Genomic DNA, 17,142 nt, shown 5'->3' on the forward strand with positions numbered 1-17,142 from the left:
GGCGCCGATCTCGTCGCGGCCGTCGATCTCGAAGCCGTAGCCGTCGTGGTTTCCGGTCAGCCGGTCCCACCAGCTGCGGCGCGGCGGCTGGTGCAGCAGGTAGTGCTCGCCCTTGTTGCCCAGGCCGAGCGCAGCGGAGAGCAGCTCGCCTCGCGGCAGATGCAGTTCGGCGAGTTGTTCGTCGAGTTGGTGAAGGTAGTCGTCGGAGAGCTGTTCAGCGATCATCGCCAGTAACTGCTGGAATCCGGCGGACCGGAACTGGCCGGTGTGCCGGTCGGCCAGGGCGCGCAGTTGTTTGAGGTTGTCGGTGAGGTGTTCCAGGATCCGAACCGATCGGCGCAGGATGCCCGCCGGTTCGCGGGACAGCAGGCCGCCGAGAAAGACCTTGCGCTGTACTTCAGCGCCGTCAACAGCGAGGTCGTACAGTTGTTTCACCACAGCGTGATTGGCCAGACAGTCGGCCAGCACCTGTTGGCGGTAGACGATCACTTCGGGATCGGTGACACTGAGCGGCACTACCTTCTTGACGATGTCGAGCAGAAAACTGTCACCGGCCGCCATGGCCCGGTAGACCCGCGGCAGCTCCAGGTCGTCGTCGATGAGATCGCCCAGCCGCCAGGGCAACCGGGGCGCCAGGTCGAGGTCGCGGTCGGGATGGAGCAGCCGGACTTTCATCGGGCGATCCTTCGCCGTAAGACATCGTGGTTAAGTCCGTATTTATCGGCCAATGCCGCAGCGTAGGCCAGGCCGTCGGCGGGTCTGCGGGTGAATTCGAATGTCCGCCGGGTCGGATCATTGTGTGCGACTTCGCCGACCATGCTGACGCAGGCTGGGTCGAAGCTGGCCAGCTCGTCGAGGAAGCTGACGTAGACCGCCACGCAGCCAAGTTTGATGATGCGTCGCAGCACTTCGGTGCCGATCAGCAGCGCATCGTTGACGGTGGTGGAGGCGAAGCTCTCATTCATGACGACGATGCTCGCTTCGGTGGCGCGGGACAGGATGTCGTGGATGCGCACCAGTTCGTCGTCGAGCTTGCCGCGCAGCGTCGACAGCGTCTCCTGTCGTTCGAAGTGGGTGTAGATCTGATCGGGCAGGGTCAGCTCGGCACGGCTTGCCGGCACCGGACAGCCCAGCGACGCGAGAAAGGCGCATTGTCCAATGGTTCTGGCGAATGTCGTCTTACCGCCCTGGTTGGGGCCGGTGACGACGAAGATCCGTTCCAGCCCCGATAGGCGAAAGCTATTGCGTATGACAGGTTTGTCCTCATCCACCAATTTGATCGCCAGAGCGAGGTCGAAGGCGTCGTCGGCGCGAACCACGCCGGGCTCTACGGTGACCTCGGGGTAGCTGAAACTCAGGCCGGCAGCGGTGAAGCGGCGGATGAAAGCGAGGTAGCACCGGTAGAACTGGATTTCGCGGTCGAACCGGGCGATCACCGGCTCGGCGAAGTGGGCGTTGCGGGTGCAGAAGGCATCGAGCCGTGCAAAGGTCTCCGGATACAGTTTGGCGACGCATTCCAGGATGTGTTCTTCGACATGGTTCATGTCGGCGAAGTTGGTGAAGCGGACGTGATAGTCCTTGGCTGCCTCGGTAGCGAACCGCTGGAACGTCGCAGCGATGTCGGCACTGTAATCGGTTTGGTCCGTGAACTTCTCGACGTGCACCCGTAGGCCCTCAATGTGGACGGTATAGCGGATGTTGTGTAGTTCGGCCTGCATGCTCTGAGTGTCGTCAACCAGCGCCTGGAATCCACCGCTGCCCACGTAGGCGTCGACGTGGGCAGCGAAACCACGCAGGCCGGCCGAGGTCAGCTCGGCTCCCGCGAGCTGAGATTGCAGCGCCGCGACGGCGCTGCAATAGGTTTCGACGGCGTAGACGAACCAGCCGTGCTGTTGCAGCGGGTGGTACACGTGTGCGGCCTGATGCAGGCGTTGCCGCACGGTGTGCATGCTGGTGACGAAGTTCTCGATAGGCTGGCGGGTTTCGTCGCGGTCGAGATCACGGAACACGTCATGGCGGTAGGAGACGACCGAAACATCGTGCAGCGGCGCGTAGAAGAACTTCTCCAGGTCATCATCGACGTGTCCGGTGGTTACCGCGGCGACGACGTGGTCCAGGTGCAGATCGGTAAAACACTCCGGTGCGCGGAGTTTGTCGACGTCCATCGGCTGCGTACCCGGGGACAGGATGCTGGTAAACGACGCCATGGTTGCGCACCGCCTTATCCGGCGGCCGGGGTGCGGGGTATGACACTGGGCCGGCGTAGCTTGGCGGCGGCATTGCTGACGCCGCGCCCGGCCAGTGTGCCCAGCATCGCCTCGCCGAACATGCCCGGCTGCAGCGCCGCCGGGGTCGCGGGCGCGGCGGCACCGGGTGGCACGCTGGTGGCCGGTAGCGTCGCGCTTGCGAGGTTGACCGGTGGGGTGACGGTGGCGGCCCAGGACTGCGGCACCGACAGCGTGCTGACCAAGATGGCCCGGCCCATCACTGCCGACGCCGCTGTGACGGGGAGCGGTGGCGCACTGGCCGGTGCCAGCGGTGCCGTCGAGCCGACCAAGAACGGTCCGATCCCCTGAGCCTCGTCGCGTAACGCATTGACCGCCAAAGCGTGGTTGGTCGTCGCGAGGCTGAACGAGGACAGTGTTGTGCTCGAGGTCGACGCGGCCGCGCTCAACACCGCCGAGGTCGTCAGGGCCGAGTCGAGCGGCGCCGCCAGGGCGACTGTCTGAGTGGGCGCGGCGAGTTGCGCGCTTGCGGCGGCGGCTGGTTGCGACACCGGGTTGGCCGGGGCGGTGAACGGCGTCAGCTTCGACGCCGCCGCCGACGACGTGGCATAGCCGTTCATGGCGGCGCTATCCTGCGCCCACATCCGCTCGTAGTCGGCTTCGGTGACCGCGATCGCCGGGCTGTTCTGCCCGAAGAAGTTGCTCGCGATCAGCGACGCCAACTGGGCGCGGTTCGCCGCAATCAGCGGCGGCGGCACCGTTACCGCCAACGCCGTCTGGTAAGCGCCCGCCGCGGCCCGCGCCTGGATCGAGGTTTGCTCGGCCTCAGCGGCCGTGCCGTGCATCCACGCCACATAGGGCGTGACCGCAGTCGCCATCATCGCCGACGACGGACCTCGCCATCCGTCAGCAGTCAGGCCGGCGATCACCGACCGATACGTGGCCGCAGCGGCGTGCAGTTCGCGGGCGAGCTGACTCCACGCGGCAGCGGCAGCCAGCATCGGCCCGCTGCCAGGGCCGGAGTACATTCTCGCCGAGTTGATTTCTGGAGGCAGTATGCCGAAATCCATGTTTGCAGAACCTCTCTGATGTCGTGCTGGTTTGTTGTTGGCTAGCCCGCCGCCGGGGAGCGAACGATGATTCGTTTGCTCTTGTGTCGCCGAGCATCGGGTCCGTCTCGAGACAGCGTCCCGAGCACCGATTGGCTGAAGACATTTCCGGAGGCAAGCGGCGTGTCAGCGCAGACCTCTTCCGGGACGGACCCATATGTCGGCAGCGTCGCGGCGGCCGGTTGGACCTCGGCAGCGGTGGCGGCCCAGCTTGGTGGCACCGACAACGTTCCGACCAGGCCGGCCCGGTTCATTCCCGCCGCCACCGGCGAGCCGCCGAGCCTGGTCGGGGTAGCAGACACCAGGTTTGCCGAGACGCCGGCCTCTTCCAACTCCCGGGTCGCCTGAAACGCAAGCCGCATGTTCGTGATGGCAATATTGCGCCCCGAGTTCGCCGCTCTCGTCGTCGTGACCGCGATGTTCGTCACGTTCGGGACGTGCAACCCGATCGACTCCAACGCCGACAATGAGGTGGACGCAGCGGGTGTGGCGAGCTGCGGCAGCGGTGTCGCCGGCTGGGTAGCGGCATTGCTCGTGGCGTGGCCGACCGCGCCGGCCTGGGCGGCCAGCCCGACCGGGTCGGTGGTGTGCCGCGGTTCGGTGAACGGGGTCAGCGCACTCGCGGCCGACGACGACCCAGCGTATCCGTACATTGCGGTGGCGTCCTGCAGCCACATCTCGGCGTAGTGCACCTCGGTGGCCGCGATCGCCGGGGTGTTCTGTCCGAAGAAGTTCGTCGCGATCAGCGCCAGCAGCAGGCTGCGGTTAGCGGCGATCACCGGCGGGGGCACCGTCATCGCGAACGCCAACTCGTAGGCCGACGCCGCCGCCTTGGCCTGCTCGGCGGTCTGCTCGGCCGTGGCGGCGGTGCTATGCAGCCACGCCACATACGGTGCCGCCGCCGTGGCCATCGACAACGATGCCGGACCCAGCCATCCCTCCGCCAACTCGACGAGCACCGATTGGTATCCGGCCGCGGCGGCGAACAGCTCCGCGGCCAGCGTGCCCCAAGCTGCCGCCGCCGCCAGCATCGGCCCCGAGCCCGGCCCGGCATACATGCTGGCGGAGTTGACCTCCGGCGGAAGAGCACCGAAATCCAGCACCGGCAGCCCCGTTCATCCAGTCGCGACGGCGTTGGCGGCCTCGGTGGCGGCATAGGAGCCGGCGCTGGTCTCCAGAGTGGCCACGAACAGTTGATGAATTGCCGCGGCCTGAGCGCTGACCGCCTGATACATCTGGGCATGCGCGGCGAATTGCGCTGCCGTCAGCGCAGATACCTCATCGGCGGCCGCCGGGACGACTCCGGTGGTGGGAGCGGCCGCGGCGGCGTTCTGCGCGCTCATCGCCGAGCCGATACCCGCCAAGTTGCTGGCCGCCGCCGACAGTAGTTCGGGCTGTGTGGTGACGAAAGACATGTGTTGCCCTCTCTGAAAAGGTGGTGTCGATGAAAAGACTGTGCAACAAAAGCGCATTCTCACGCAGGCATGACACGGTTAGGGTGCCTACGTGACCGGCTTGAACCAGTCGCTATGTCGGAGTCATGGCGGCGGGTCGCGGACCGGCGATGGCCAGCGAAGTGCCAACGCAAGCAAGAAATCCGACGCCGCCAGGTGGGAGAAGCCGGTCATCGCAGGGAGACCGGCAAGCCGGACATCGGCATCGCGCAACATATGTTGCTCACCCGCCTTCTACCGTGATCTGGTCACTGGGTAGAGGCCATTAGCCGGGTGTGGCAGTTGCGACGAGCCTCATCGCCTTTCCGAAATGGTACACGATGTTCGGGTCGGTGCAACCAACCGCTGGCGAACCGACCTCCGGCGCGTCATAATCGACGGTGGTGGTGGGGCTCACCCAAATTGCGGATTCGCCGACGGTCCCTGAACATCGACCAGGGAAAAATGCATGTCCACCAGCAAAACCGGAGGGCCATCGTGAGTTCTCCGATCCGCCCGATCGGAAACCCGGCACAGTTCGACATCATGTTCTGGCTGCCACCGGGCGGCACCGACAACGGCGTCTGGGCCAGCAGTTGGGCGGAGTTGGCCGATCTCGAGCCCGGCGATGTCGGCCCAGTGCTCGCGCTGCTCGCCGACGTCGACGTCGGAGGGTACGTGGCGACCCCGGGTGGCCACGCGCACACTCCCGATCGATCGGTCGTCCACCGGCTGTGGGTCGACTCGCTGCGGTATCACCGGGCAGAAGACGTTCTGATGAACTACCTGCACACGCGAGGTTCGGCTTGACCAGCCGGATTGCCATTGGTTAACGTGCACCGGTGATGGAGCCCGCCCGGAAGCCCCACTTCCGACCGGCGCAAGGCTGACGGCTACTGCGGACGAAGGAGTCGCAGATGGCGGATGCTCTTTTCTCCCGCGAGCCGGTGCGTACCAGGGCGCGGCGATGACGTCGAACGACGATTCACTGGTCGAGCTGCGCTGCTCGGTCGCTATCGTCCGCGGGGATGCAGTACTGCTGGTGCAGCGACGCGATCGCGGGGACTGGGTGCTGCCCGGCGCGGACCTGCGTCGTGGTGGATACGCCCGCTACCTCGGGGACGTGTGGCGCCGGGAGCCGAGCGATCGATGACCGGTCTGCCGCTACCGGTCATTCAAGGGTTGCAGGTGGTTACCGTCGCTGGGGGAGCGCCGGGTGTCAGCGGTTTCATTGCCTGGTTCGAGGCCCGCCTGCAGGGCCGCCGCGGTCCACGGATTCTGCAGCCCTACTTCGACCTGGTCAAACTGTTTGGGAAGGAATCGCTGACCCCGCAGGGGGCAAGCCCGATCTTCCGCCTCGCGCCCATCGCCTCTTTCGCCTGCTACCTCACCGTGCCGATGCTGATCCCGGTGCTCACCAGTTACGCGCTGCCACTGGGATATATGGGGGACATCCTCGGCGGCGGGCTGATCCTGGCGTTCGCGAGCTTCCTGGTCGCGGCTGCGGCGGCCGAAACCGGCGATCCTTACCCCCAACTGGCGTCCAGCCGCGCCAAGACGTTCGCCGCGATCACCGAACCGGTCATGCTGCTGGTCTTCTTCACGGTGGCGATGATCACCACTACCGACCTGCCGTACGTACTAGCCGCCACGGTGCGCAGCGGACCGGACCAGATCGTTCGCCCCGCGCACCTGCTCGCCTCGGCGGCGCTGTTCATGGTGATCCTGTATGAGACCGGACGTATACCTGTCGAAACACACGTCGGCACTATCGAATTCGGAATGATAGAAACGGGACGCTCGTTCGAATACTCCGGACCTGATCTAGCCCTGCTGCACTGGGGTTCGGCAGCCAAGCAGCTGGTGCTGTATGTCATTCTGCTCAACGTCTTCGTCGCCCCGTGGGGGCTGGCGTCAGACACTTCGCCAATCGGGGTAGCGCTCGCCATCCCGGCCATTCTGGCCAAGGCCGCGTTGCTCGGCTGTGTCGTCGCCGTCCTGGACAACAGCTACGCGAAACTGCGCCTGTTCAAAATCACCGAATTCGTCTCGGCCGCATTGTTGTTGTCGGTGCTGGCGGTATTCACCCTCTACCTAGGGGGCGGCTAGCGATGCTGATGGCCAGTCAGTACGTGCCCACCGTCTTCGACGGAATCGCGAACACCGTGGCCTTGATCGTGCTGCTGCTGGAGTTCGCGATGCTGCGGTCGGCGCTGTTTCGCGGGCAGATACGGCTCTACGCCGCACAGTCCCTGGCCGTCAGCGTCCTGGCCGCGGTCATCGCGTCCGGCCACCACGTTCCCGAACTGTATGTGCTGGCTGTTCTTTCGCTGTTGCTCAAAGTGGTCGTCGTCCCGATGGTGCTGGTTAGGCTGCTGCAGGAAGTCACCGCGGAGATCGCCGGCAGCGGCGCACTCGGCGTGGCCAACGAAGTGCTGATCTCGATCGGGGTCGCCGCGTTCGGGTTTTTCGCCGTCGGTGCGCTCGGCATCGAATCCGACGTGCTGCCCACCGCCGCGTTGAGCCTGTCGGTGGCGGTGGTATTGGTAGCGTTCATCCTGATGATCGTCCGGCGTGACGTCGTGAGCCAGGCCATCGGGTTCTTCTCCCTGGAAAACGGTGTGTCGCTGGCCAGTCTGGTCGTTGCCGCGGGAATGCCGCTGATTCTCGAAGTGGCGTTCCTGTTCGACCTGCTGGTGGCCGTCGTGGTCTTCGGGGTGTTGATGCGCACTCACCACCGGAGAACACGGTCCCTGTCCACCGCAACGCTCGACCGGCTCAGGGGATAGCCGATGTCTGCGCTGATGGTGCTGCTGATCGCCCTACCGCTAGTCACCACGGGAGTGTGCGCGGTTGTCCCGTATCGTGTCGCCGCTGCGGTGACTGCGCTAACCGGCGTCATGGCCTTTGTGCTGGCACTGGCGTTGGTTCCGGTCGGTGTCGACCACACCATCACGGCGCTGCGTTACCTGCGTGCCGATGCGCTGTCGGTGATCTTTGTGCTGGGAACCTGCTTTTTGTATGCGGCGGTCGGGACCTACTCCCTCGGCTATCTCGCCGACGAGGAGCGCGAGGTGCGCACCGACACGGCGGAACAACAGGCACTGTTCGCCCGGCACAGCAGGCGCTTCTATCTCGGTGTGAACGCCTTCGCCTGGTCGATGATCTGCGCGCCGCTGGTCAACGATCTCGCCGTGTTGTGGATCGCCGTCGAAATCACCACAGTGGTCTCCGCGCTGCTGGTGGCACTGGACAACACCGAGGGCGCCACCGAGGCCGCATGGAAGTACGTGCTGATCGCCTCATCCGGGCTGGGGATTGCCCTGCTGGCCACCATCTTCATGTACTACGCGGGAACTGATGTCCTCGGTGGGTCCTATCAGCTGGCATTCGACCCGTTGATTGGTGCGGCTAGCCAATTACCCCACACGGCGGTGCGTTTGGCGTTCGTGCTGGCCGTGGTGGGATTCGGCACCAAAGTGGGCCTTTTCCCGGTGCACACCTGGCTGCCCGACGCGCACGCCGAGGCACCCACGCCGGTGTCGGCGCTGCTGTCGGGATCGCTGCTGGCGGTGAGCTTCTACGCGATCCTGCGCTTCTACCAGATCAGCGTCGCGGCACTCGGGCCGCGGTTTCCACAGACGGTGATGTTGGTCTTCGGCGTGCTGTCGCTGCTGCTGGCGGCGCTGTACCTGCTCGAACAGCGCGACATCAAACGGCTGCTGGCCTATTCCAGCGTCGAGCACATGGGGATACTGGCCGTCGGTGTCAGCTTCGGTGCGCCGATCGCGTTGTCCGGTGTTTTGCTGCACGTGCTGGCGCACGCCGCCGCCAAAGGCAATGCGTTCATGGGCGCGGGTGTGCTGGTGCGCAAGTTCGGCACCAAGGAACTCGGCCGTATGGCTGACGGCATCCGGTTGTTGCCGTGGTCGGGTCCGTTGTTGCTCACCGCTGTCCTGGCGTTATCGGCGATGCCGCCGTTCGGCCTGTTCCGCAGCGAGTTTCAGATCGTCGCCGGTGGCTTCGCGGATACCCGCAACGCTGCCGCGGCCACGCTGGTCTGCCTGGTCACCCTGGCGTTTCTCGGCCTAACCCTGGCGACGACACGAATCCTGTTTAGCCCCACACCCGGCGTGGCGGACACCGGATCGCTTCCGCTGGTTCGCGGTGAGCCCAGCAACTGGATGGTGGCACCTGTCGTGGTGGGAGTGCTGGTGCTCCTGGTGCTGGGCGTGGCGCCGCCGCAGGATCTGGTCGACCTGCTCAATCGCGGCGCCATCGAACTCATGGCAGGTGTGCGATGAGCGCCGCGGCTGCGACCGCGGTGGTCGATCTGCCGCTGGAGCAGTGGCGTGCGCAAACGATAAGCCGCGTCGCGGGCGGCGAGCGCTTTGCGGGCGTCTATGCCGCACACCGCGACGACGCCGCACAACTGCATGCGTTGCTCGTCGGCGACGCTGTGGTCAGTTGTCTGCGCACGTGGTTAACGCCGGAGGCCGACGGCTCGCTGTCGTATCGGGCGTTGACACCTGATGTGCCGCCGGCGTTTTGGTATGAACGCGCCCTGCACGACCTATCGGGTGTGGTGCCGACGGGACATCCGCGGCTCGACCCACTGCTGCTGCCCCGCGAGGCCGGCCAGCTCTCACCGCGACCCGGATACTCCGAAAGTGCCGCGCTGAAGCGGCGCATCCGTTCGCGAGCCACCGACCGACACGGACCTGTCGACGTCGGTGGCGGCGGGGTGTTCACCCTTCCGCTGGGGCCGGTGCGCTCCGGAGTGTTCGAGTCGATCGAATTCCTCATCGAAACACCCGGCGAGGACATCCCGCATCTGAACATCCGGCCGCACTATAAACACCGGGGCATCGCCAAGCAGTTCGAAATGTTGCCGGTGACCGACGGGATCTTGGTCGCCGAGCGCGTCGAGGGTATCGCTTCGATTGCCCACGCGCTCGCTTTCGCCCATGCCGTCGAGACACTCTGTGACGTGACCCCGCCGCGGCGGGCAGGGTTGATTCGGGTGGTCCACGCCGAACTGGAACGCATCGCCAACCACCTCGACGTGGCGATGCGGCTCTGCGACGCCGCCGGGCTTGCCGTTGCCACCGCCCGGTTCGGCTGGCACAAAGAATGTGTGATGAGGTTGGTGTCGGCGTTGTGCGGCAACCGGTTCGGACGTTCCGTTGTCTGCGTTGGCGGGGTGACCGCCCAGCCGCGGATGGACCCGGCCGAGGTGGCGCAGCGGGTGGCGGTGATCGTCGAGCGGATCCGTCGTGATCGAGACGTGCTGATGGTGGACGCGTCGTTTCTGGACCGGCTGCGCGGCACCGGGTACCTCGATCCGGCGTTGGCTGGCTCGCACGGCGCGCTGGGACCGGTGGGGCGAGGTTCGGGCTGTGACGACGATGCCCGTCGGCGGGCATACGACGGTTATGCGGAGCTGCCCACGGCGAACGGGGCTGCGGTCGAGAACCACGGTGACGCATTGGCCCGGCTGCGGGTGCGGTGGACCGAAATCGATGTCGCCGCCGGGCTGATCGGTCTCGCCTGCGCTCGGCTCACCGAGCTGGCCGATATCGAGACCAGGGTGGCGGTGGCGGTCGTCGACGGATTCGCCCTGGGCTGGGCCGAAGCACCCCAAGGCGAAGTGCTCTACGGCCTGGAGGTTCGCGGCGGCGTGATCGGCCGCTGCTTCGCCCGATCCGCTTCGCTACACAACATGCTGTTGTTTCACGATGTGTTTTCTGGCGACGTCTTCACCGACTTTCCGTTCATCGAGGCCAGTTTCGGGCTGTGTTATGCCGGGGTGGCGATGTAGATGCCGTGGATTTTCCGGGGGCTCCGCAATGGGATTGTCACGTCGGGATGGCCCAAACGGGCAGACTCCTATTTCGACGGCTTCCCGGCGGCGGTCGGGCTGATCGGTGACCCTGGTTCGCCTGTTACTGCGGAGGTCGCCGAGGCTGTCGCGGCCTGCCCCACTCGCGCGATCTCGGCCGATCCGCGGCCCCGGCTGGATCGCGGGCGCTGCATTGTCTGCGGGCGCTGCGTAGCGGCGGCGCCGGGCTGGTTCGGGTGGGAACAAGGTTGCGCCACAGCGGAACTGGCCAGGTCAGCCCTGGTGGTGGACAATGTCGAAGAGTCCGACGAGGCGCTGGCCGAACTGCGGGTGAGCCTGGCCCGACGGGTGCGGCGGCTGCGGCGTTCGGTGCATCTTCGCCACGTCGACGCCGGGTCCAACGGCAGCGACGAGTGGGAGATCCAGGCGTTGACCAACCCGGTCTACGACGTGAACCGGCTCGGGATCTTCTTTACCGCCAGCCCGCGGCACGCCGACATTGCACTGGTGACCGGTATCGGTGTTTCCGGGATGGCCGAGCCGCTGCGCCGAACGCTCGCCGCGATGCCCGCGCCGACCGTGGTGATCGCCGTGGGCACCGACGCCATCAGCGGAGGGATCCTGGGCGGCGGATACATCGGCGGCACCGGCATCTCCCGGTTGGTGCCCGTCGACGTCTGGGTACCCGGGGCGCCGGCCTCCCCGTTCAGCGTGCTGCACGGCATCCTGCTGGCGTTGGGCCGTGTCCCGCCGCAGAGAACCGGGAGCACACGGTGATCGCCGCGGGGCTGGCGTTGCTGGGCACGGCCGCAGCGATCAGCTGGTATGCCGGGCTCGCCGGTGAGGGCAGTCGACGAGTGGGCTTGGGCACCGCCGCCGCGTGGACGGCCAATGTCGCCGCGGCGGTGGCATTCGTGGTCGCCGGCGGGCTGGGCTTAGCCGGCGATGCGCAACGATTCGACCTCGGCGGGCTGGCCGGCTTCGGTCCCGCCAGCTTGTCCGTCGACGCGCTGTCCGGGCTCTTCCTGATCATTGCGTTCGGCGTCGCGGTGCCGGCGCTGGCCGCCGCCGCGGCACCGGCCAATCGAGATCGGCCACGGCTGCCTGCCGCCGTCGCCATGGCGCTGGCTGCTGTCGCGGTGATAGTGACTACCGACAACTTCTTCGTGCTGCTCTTCGGCTGGGAACTGCTGACCGTCGCGTTCTACCTGCTGGCCGGCTATGACCGCGAACTGCCCGAGCGGGCCGGCGGCGCGGTCAGCACCGTAGTTTTCGGAAAGGCCAGTGGCGCAGCGGTGTTGATGGGTGCCTTGCTGCTGGCCGGGCGCATCCACACCTTCGCGTTCACCGCCGGCACGCTGGATCCGCTCAGCGCCGTCGGTCAGGCCGCCTACGCGCTGCTGCTGCTGGGGTTCGGCATCAAAGTCGGACTGGTCCCCGCGCACATCTGGATGCCGCGCGGGTACACCGCGGCCGCAGGACCTGCGCGCGCGGTGATGGCCGGCGTCGCGGTCAACGTCGGGTTCTACGGCATGTGGCGCACCCTGCACATCCTGGGCCCGCCGCCGGTCTGGCTGGCTTGCGTGGTGTTGGTTGTCGGCGGCGCGACCGCCATCCTGGGAATCGCGCATGCCGCGGTCAATCCCGATCTGGCCGCGTTGATCTCATGGTCGAGCGTGGAAAACGCGGGCGTGATCACCGCAGGGTTCGGGGTGGCGCTGATGGGCGCGTCGGCGGCGCAACCCCAACTGGTCGCCGCCGGATTGGTGGCCGGCACCGCACAGGTGATCGCGCATGCGCTGGGCAAGACGTTGCTGTTCGTATCGGCGTCGACGATCGAGCAGGCGACCGGAACCACCGACCTCGACCGGCTCGGTGGTGTGGTGCGCCGCCTACCCTGGGCGGGAACGGGTTTGGTGATCGGGTCGCTCACCCTGGCCGGGTTGCCGTTGACCGCCGGCTTCGCGTCGGAATGGTTCACGCTGGAATCGCTGATGCAGCAGTTTCGGGTTGCCAGCCTGGCCATGCAGCTCTCCACCGCGGCGACCGGAGCGTTGGTGGCGTTGACGGTCGGCATCGCGGGCGTGACTTTCGTGCGGGTCGTCGCGCTCACGGCGTTCGGTCCCGCGCGCATCGGCGAACCACCCATGGATCCCGACCGGATGCTTGTCGACCGTCAGTGGCTCTATCGCTGCGGGGTGGCTGCGCTGGCAGCGGGTTGTCTGGGTGTCGCGGCGTTGGCGCCGATACAGGTGCGGGTGATCGGAGATGGTCTCACCCCGATCGTCGGTGATCAGGCGCACCGAGCCAACGCCGCGCCTTGGGTGCTGCAGCCGGTGTTCGACGAGTTCTCCGCGTTGTCGCCGACCTGGCTGTGGATCGTGCTTCCGGTGATGGCGATGGTCATCGCGGCGTTTGCGGCAGTGTTCGCCGGGCGGAATCCGTTCCGGGCGCGTGCGGTAACCCCGTGGTCGTCGGCGTCGCCGGGCGTGGACCGCGGCGTCGGCTACACCTCATTCGCCTACGCCAACCCGGTGCGCAACGTGTTGGCCAACGTGCTGTTGACCCGGTCGCATCTCGCCGAGACGACGGAAACAGCCGATGGCGTCGGTGCCGAGCGGCGCCCGTTCACCTACCACGTCCACGTCGTCGACGTTGTCGAACGGTATTTCTACCGACCCCTGGTCACCGGCGTCTTGTTCGTCTCGCGATCCGCCAGGCGGTTGCAGTCTGGCCGTCTCGACGCCTACATGGCCTACATGCTGGTCGCAGTGCTCGCGGTGCTGACCGTGGTGATCGCCATGTCTTAGCCGGTCTTAGCCGGAGCACTATTAACGAAACCCCACAGAAAGGCAGCATGACATGCGTTCCTTGGTAAGCGAGCGTCCACAGACCTCACACTGTGTCGCGAGCCCGCGATGAACATTCGTCGCATCCAACTCGACGTCGACACGGCCCTGGCCAGACCGGACCTGTTGGAGCTGGCCGCGGTGATTGACGAAGTTCCCGGTGTGGAGGGAGTCAACATTACCGTGACGGACATCGATCTGGAGACCGTCGGCCTCGAGGTCACCATTGAAGGCGAGTCCATCGACGCCCAGCAGCTGATTCGAGACATCGAGAAGGCCGGCGCGGCGGTGCACAGCGTCGATGAGCTCGTCGTCGGCAGCCGCATCGTCGAACACGTGCCACGAAGCCGGTGATTGGCTGGCGGCCGCGCCGTGCGAACCGGCTGCGCCCACGCGTGCGGTGGTTATTCGCCACGGCACTGGGCCTCTCCGATGGCATCCTCAACGCGCTCGTCTTGGCGTCGGCAACGGTGTCCAGCGGTGTGGGCCTGGACGTGGCCTTGGGCGCTCGGGTTGGCATCGTCGCCTTCTCTTCGGCGGTGCTCACCGTCTTCGTGGCCGAGTACGCCGAGTACCGGTCGGATTTGATGCGATCCGAGCGTCAACTGATGTTCACCCGTTCCGGTCGGCTCGCCGCGACAAGCCTCGGCAGGGCGGTGCTCAAGGACGCGGCCACCATCGCGATCGTGGCGGCAATCTCCAGCTTTGTCGGCGCGGCGCTGCCGTTGGTGGTGGGGGCGCTGCTACCCGGGGCGAGCTGGATGGCCCTGGTGGTATCGGTCGCGGCCCTGGGCGGTCTGGGCGTGCTGCTGGCCGTACACGTCGGCGGCCGGCGATGGGTGTGGGCGGTCAGCCTAATCATCGCCGGCGCCATCGTGACGATCATCGGAGTATGGGTGCATCTGGTATGAGTGACGGGGTAAGTGATCAGCGCGGCGCCGCGTTCGGGCACCGGCCCGGCCGCGCGCCCCGGCGGTTCTCACCGGCATTGAAATTCGTGCTGATGGTCGGCGCCATGAGTTTCTTCGCCGACTTCACCCACGAGGCAGCCCGCAGCGTCGTCGGACAATTCCTGGGCCTGCTCGGCGCCGGGGCGCTGGCCATCGCGATGATCACCGGCTTCGGGGAGCTGCTGGGCTACGGGTTGCGGCTGTTCTCCGGGCGCAGCGCTGACCGTACCGGACTGTACTGGCCGATCACCATCGGCGGCTACATCCTGCAGATGTCGGTGGTGCCGCTGCTGGCGCTGGCCGGCAGTTGGCAGATGGCGGCGGTTTTGGTGATCGCGGAACGGGTCGGCAAGGCCATTCGCAATCCACCCCGCGACGCGATGCTCTCCCACGCGGCCAAACGCATCGGGTATGGCTGGGGCTTCGGTGTGCACGAGGCGCTGGATCAGTTCGGCGCCATGTTCGGCCCGCTGCTGGTCGCCTTCGTCGTGGCCCGCACGAACGACGACTACCGGTTCGTCTTTGCCGCGCTCGCGGTCCCGGCGGGCATCATGCTCTGTCTGCTCGCAGTGGCACGGCTGCTCTATCCACGCCCACAGGATCTGGAAACGGCCGCGACGGCGGTGCAGACGCGCGGGCTGCCCCGGGTGTTCTGGATCTACCTTCTGGCCGCGGCGCTGGTGGCCGCCGGGTTCGCCGACTTCCCGATTATGGCCTACCACTTCCAGCGCGGCGGGACCGTCTCGGCCAGCTCCATCCCGCTCCTCTACGCCGCCGCGATGGCGGTGTCGGGCACCGGATCCTTGGTGCTCGGGCGAGTGTTCGACCGCTGCGGCATCGGCGTGCTGATACCACTCACCGTCGTCTCGGCGGCCTACGCCCCGCTGATCTTCCTCGGCGGTTTCTGGCCGGCCCTTATCGGCAGCTGCCTGTGGGGCCTGGGCATGGGAGTGCATGAATCGATCGTCCCCGCCGCGGTGGCGCCAATGGTGTCGCCGGACCGCCGCGCCTCGGCATACGGGTTGTTCACCGGTGTCTACGGCGTCAGCTGGTTCGCCGGCAGCACCGTGATCGGTGCGCTGTTCGGGGTGTCTCTCGGTGGCGTCGTCATATTCTGCGTTGTCGCCCAATTCGCTGCAGTCCCACTGCTTCTGCTGGTCCAGCGACGAACGGCCGGCGCCGAGGTAACGTCGCCGAATCTGCCGAGTTGTTGATGACATCCGGACTGGGGATAAGCGGCGGCGGTTGACGCATTGTCGGTGCCAGCCGGTGCCGCGGTGTCGGCGCCGCCGGGCAGCCTGTGGGTATGACTACGTTGACACGGGCCGAACTGGGAGCGTTGGGCGAACGGCTGGCCGTCGATCATCTGACCGGGCAAGGCTTGCAGATCTTGGCCCGCAACTGGCGTTGCCGCTACGGCGAACTGGATGTGATCGCTGCTGATCCGAGAGCACGCACCGTGGTGTTCGTCGAGGTGAAAACTCGCACCGGTAACCGGTTCGGCGGCCTGGCCTACGCGGTGCCGCCGGAGAAGGTGCACCGGCTGCGACGGTTGGCCGGGCTGTGGCTGGCCGGCCAAGACACCAGTTGGGCGCAGCTTCGTATTGACGTGATCGGGGTGCGGATTGAGCGGCTGCGCCCATCGACACCGCAGATCACCCACCTGCAGGGGGTGGGGTGATGGCGTTGGGGCGGGCGTTCTCGGTCGCGGTACGCGGACTCGACGGCGAGATCGTGGAGATCGAGGCTGACATCACCTCGGGCCTGCCCGGTGTGCACCTGGTGGGCCTGCCCGATGCGGCCCTGCAGGAGTCGCGCGACCGGGTGCGGGCAGCGATCACCAACAGTGGACAGCGCTGGCCGACGGCTCGGTTGACCCTGGCACTGTCACCGGCGACGTTGCCGAAGATGGGTTCGGTCTACGACCTGGCGCTGGCCGCGGCGGTGCTCTCGGCGAGCCGCAAGACACCCTGGCGACGGCTTGAGACGACGATGCTGCTCGGTGAGCTGGCGCTGGACGGGCGGGTGCGGCCGGTGCACGGAGTGTTGCCGGCGGTGTTGGCGGCCAAACACGACGGCTGGGCGTGCGCGGTGGTGCCGGTGGACAACCTGGCCGAGGCGAGCCTGGTGAACGGGATCGAGGTTCGCGGAGTGCGGACGCTGGACCAACTGCACGCCTGGCTGGACGGGTCGGCGCAGCTGGCCGACAGGATCACCACGGCACCCCCGGTAACGGAACCAGCCGCTGACCTGGCTGACGTGGTGGGACAGGCACAGGCACGGTTCGCCGTCGAGGTGGCCGCCGCCGGTGCGCATCACCTGATGTTGACCGGGCCGCCGGGCGTGGGCAAAACCATGCTGGCGCACCGCCTTCCGGGCCTGCTGCCGCCGCTGACCCATATCGAGTCACTGGAGGTCACCGCGATCCACTCGGTGGCCGGCCTGTTGTCCGGCGCCGCGCCGCTGATCACCAGGCCGCCGTTCGTGGCGCCGCACCACAACTCCAGCGTGGCGGCACTGGTCGGCGGGGGCTCCGGAATGGCGCGGCCAGGCGCGGTCAGCAGGGCGCACCGCGGGGTGCTGTTCCTCGATGAGTGCGCCGAGATCAGGGTCAGCGCACTGGAGGCGTTGCGAACACCGTTGGAGGACGGTGAGATCCGGCTGGCCCGCCGCGACGGGGTGGCCTGCTACCCGGCGCGGTTCCAGCTGGTGCTGGCCGCCAACACGTGCCCGT

General features: G+C 66.8%; 17 protein-coding genes, 1 pseudogene and 1 riboswitch. Of the genes and pseudogenes, 13 read left to right on the forward strand and 5 right to left on the reverse strand.

Features of this window, described 5'->3' with window-relative positions:
- The 5 genes and pseudogenes from AC2VOP_RS15330 to AC2VOP_RS15350 form a co-directional block, all read right to left on the reverse strand.
- Positions 1 to 675 (reverse strand): annotated as a pseudogene (locus AC2VOP_RS15330) (MutS-related protein); the annotation flags it as partial.
- Positions 672 to 2,207 carry a MutS-related protein gene (locus tag AC2VOP_RS15335; RefSeq protein WP_486961778.1) on the reverse strand — a complete coding sequence of 512 codons (1,536 nt, stop codon included), beginning with the start codon at positions 2,205 to 2,207 and terminating at the stop codon, positions 672 to 674. The pseudogene AC2VOP_RS15330 and the gene AC2VOP_RS15335, both read right to left, overlap by 4 nt.
- Before the next feature lie 14 nt (positions 2,208 to 2,221).
- Positions 2,222 to 3,295 (reverse strand): PPE family protein, encoded by a 1,074-nt coding sequence (locus tag AC2VOP_RS15340; RefSeq protein ID WP_486961779.1) that lies wholly within the window; start codon positions 3,293 to 3,295, stop codon positions 2,222 to 2,224.
- Positions 3,296 to 3,336: 41 nt separating this feature from the next.
- The gene (locus AC2VOP_RS15345; RefSeq protein ID WP_486961794.1) at positions 3,337 to 4,434 is read right to left on the reverse strand and encodes a PPE family protein; all 1,098 of its coding nucleotides are present in this window, start codon (positions 4,432 to 4,434) and stop codon (positions 3,337 to 3,339) included.
- Between the two features lie 15 nt (positions 4,435 to 4,449).
- Positions 4,450 to 4,749 (reverse strand): PE family protein, encoded by a 300-nt coding sequence (locus AC2VOP_RS15350; RefSeq protein ID WP_486961780.1) that lies wholly within the window; start codon positions 4,747 to 4,749, stop codon positions 4,450 to 4,452.
- A gap of 288 nt (positions 4,750 to 5,037) precedes the next feature.
- Positions 5,038 to 5,099, reverse strand: a riboswitch (Fluoride riboswitch).
- Between the two features lie 166 nt (positions 5,100 to 5,265).
- Between AC2VOP_RS15350 and AC2VOP_RS15355 the strand changes: the two genes are divergently transcribed.
- The 13 genes from AC2VOP_RS15355 to AC2VOP_RS15415 all read left to right on the forward strand — a co-directional run.
- Complete coding sequence (locus tag AC2VOP_RS15355) at positions 5,266 to 5,577, forward strand: hypothetical protein (protein ID WP_486961781.1); 312 nt, start codon at positions 5,266 to 5,268, stop codon at positions 5,575 to 5,577.
- Between the two features lie 157 nt (positions 5,578 to 5,734).
- Entirely contained in the window at positions 5,735 to 5,920 is a 186-nt protein-coding gene (locus AC2VOP_RS15360; protein WP_486961782.1) for a hypothetical protein, read from the forward strand.
- Positions 5,917 to 6,876 (forward strand): respiratory chain complex I subunit 1 family protein, encoded by a 960-nt coding sequence (locus AC2VOP_RS15365; protein ID WP_486961783.1) that lies wholly within the window; start codon positions 5,917 to 5,919, stop codon positions 6,874 to 6,876. The genes AC2VOP_RS15360 and AC2VOP_RS15365 overlap by 4 nt, the downstream gene beginning before the upstream one ends.
- A gap of 2 nt (positions 6,877 to 6,878) precedes the next feature.
- Positions 6,879 to 7,556, forward strand: a complete 678-nt coding sequence (locus tag AC2VOP_RS15370) for a hydrogenase (RefSeq protein WP_486961784.1) — start codon at positions 6,879 to 6,881, stop codon at positions 7,554 to 7,556.
- A 3-nt stretch (positions 7,557 to 7,559) separates the two neighbouring features.
- Positions 7,560 to 9,071, forward strand: coding sequence for a proton-conducting transporter transmembrane domain-containing protein (locus AC2VOP_RS15375; RefSeq protein WP_486961785.1), 1,512 nt, complete (start codon positions 7,560 to 7,562; stop codon positions 9,069 to 9,071).
- A complete protein-coding gene (locus AC2VOP_RS15380) occupies positions 9,068 to 10,588 on the forward strand; it encodes a hydrogenase large subunit (protein WP_486961786.1) in 1,521 nt (506 codons plus the stop codon). The genes AC2VOP_RS15375 and AC2VOP_RS15380 overlap by 4 nt, the downstream gene beginning before the upstream one ends.
- A complete protein-coding gene (locus AC2VOP_RS15385) occupies positions 10,589 to 11,386 on the forward strand; it encodes an NADH-quinone oxidoreductase subunit B family protein (protein ID WP_486961787.1) in 798 nt (265 codons plus the stop codon).
- Entirely contained in the window at positions 11,383 to 13,419 is a 2,037-nt protein-coding gene (locus AC2VOP_RS15390; RefSeq protein ID WP_486961788.1) for a proton-conducting transporter transmembrane domain-containing protein, read from the forward strand. The genes AC2VOP_RS15385 and AC2VOP_RS15390 overlap by 4 nt, the downstream gene beginning before the upstream one ends.
- A 108-nt stretch (positions 13,420 to 13,527) precedes the next feature.
- Positions 13,528 to 13,812 carry a DUF211 domain-containing protein gene (locus AC2VOP_RS15395; RefSeq protein ID WP_486961789.1) on the forward strand — a complete coding sequence of 95 codons (285 nt, stop codon included), beginning with the start codon at positions 13,528 to 13,530 and terminating at the stop codon, positions 13,810 to 13,812.
- Positions 13,813 to 13,853: 41 nt separating this feature from the next.
- Positions 13,854 to 14,369, forward strand: coding sequence for a hypothetical protein (locus tag AC2VOP_RS15400; protein ID WP_486961790.1), 516 nt, complete (start codon positions 13,854 to 13,856; stop codon positions 14,367 to 14,369).
- Entirely contained in the window at positions 14,366 to 15,622 is a 1,257-nt protein-coding gene (locus tag AC2VOP_RS15405; RefSeq protein WP_486961791.1) for an MFS transporter, read from the forward strand. The genes AC2VOP_RS15400 and AC2VOP_RS15405 overlap by 4 nt, the downstream gene beginning before the upstream one ends.
- Positions 15,623 to 15,714: 92 nt before the next feature.
- Positions 15,715 to 16,089 carry a YraN family protein gene (locus AC2VOP_RS15410; protein WP_486961792.1) on the forward strand — a complete coding sequence of 125 codons (375 nt, stop codon included), beginning with the start codon at positions 15,715 to 15,717 and terminating at the stop codon, positions 16,087 to 16,089.
- Positions 16,089 to 17,142: YifB family Mg chelatase-like AAA ATPase (locus AC2VOP_RS15415; protein WP_486961793.1), on the forward strand; the 1,054-nt coding region annotated here is incomplete at its 3' end. The genes AC2VOP_RS15410 and AC2VOP_RS15415, both read left to right, overlap by 1 nt.

The organism is Mycobacterium sp. TH-M106 (assembly GCF_057473765.1).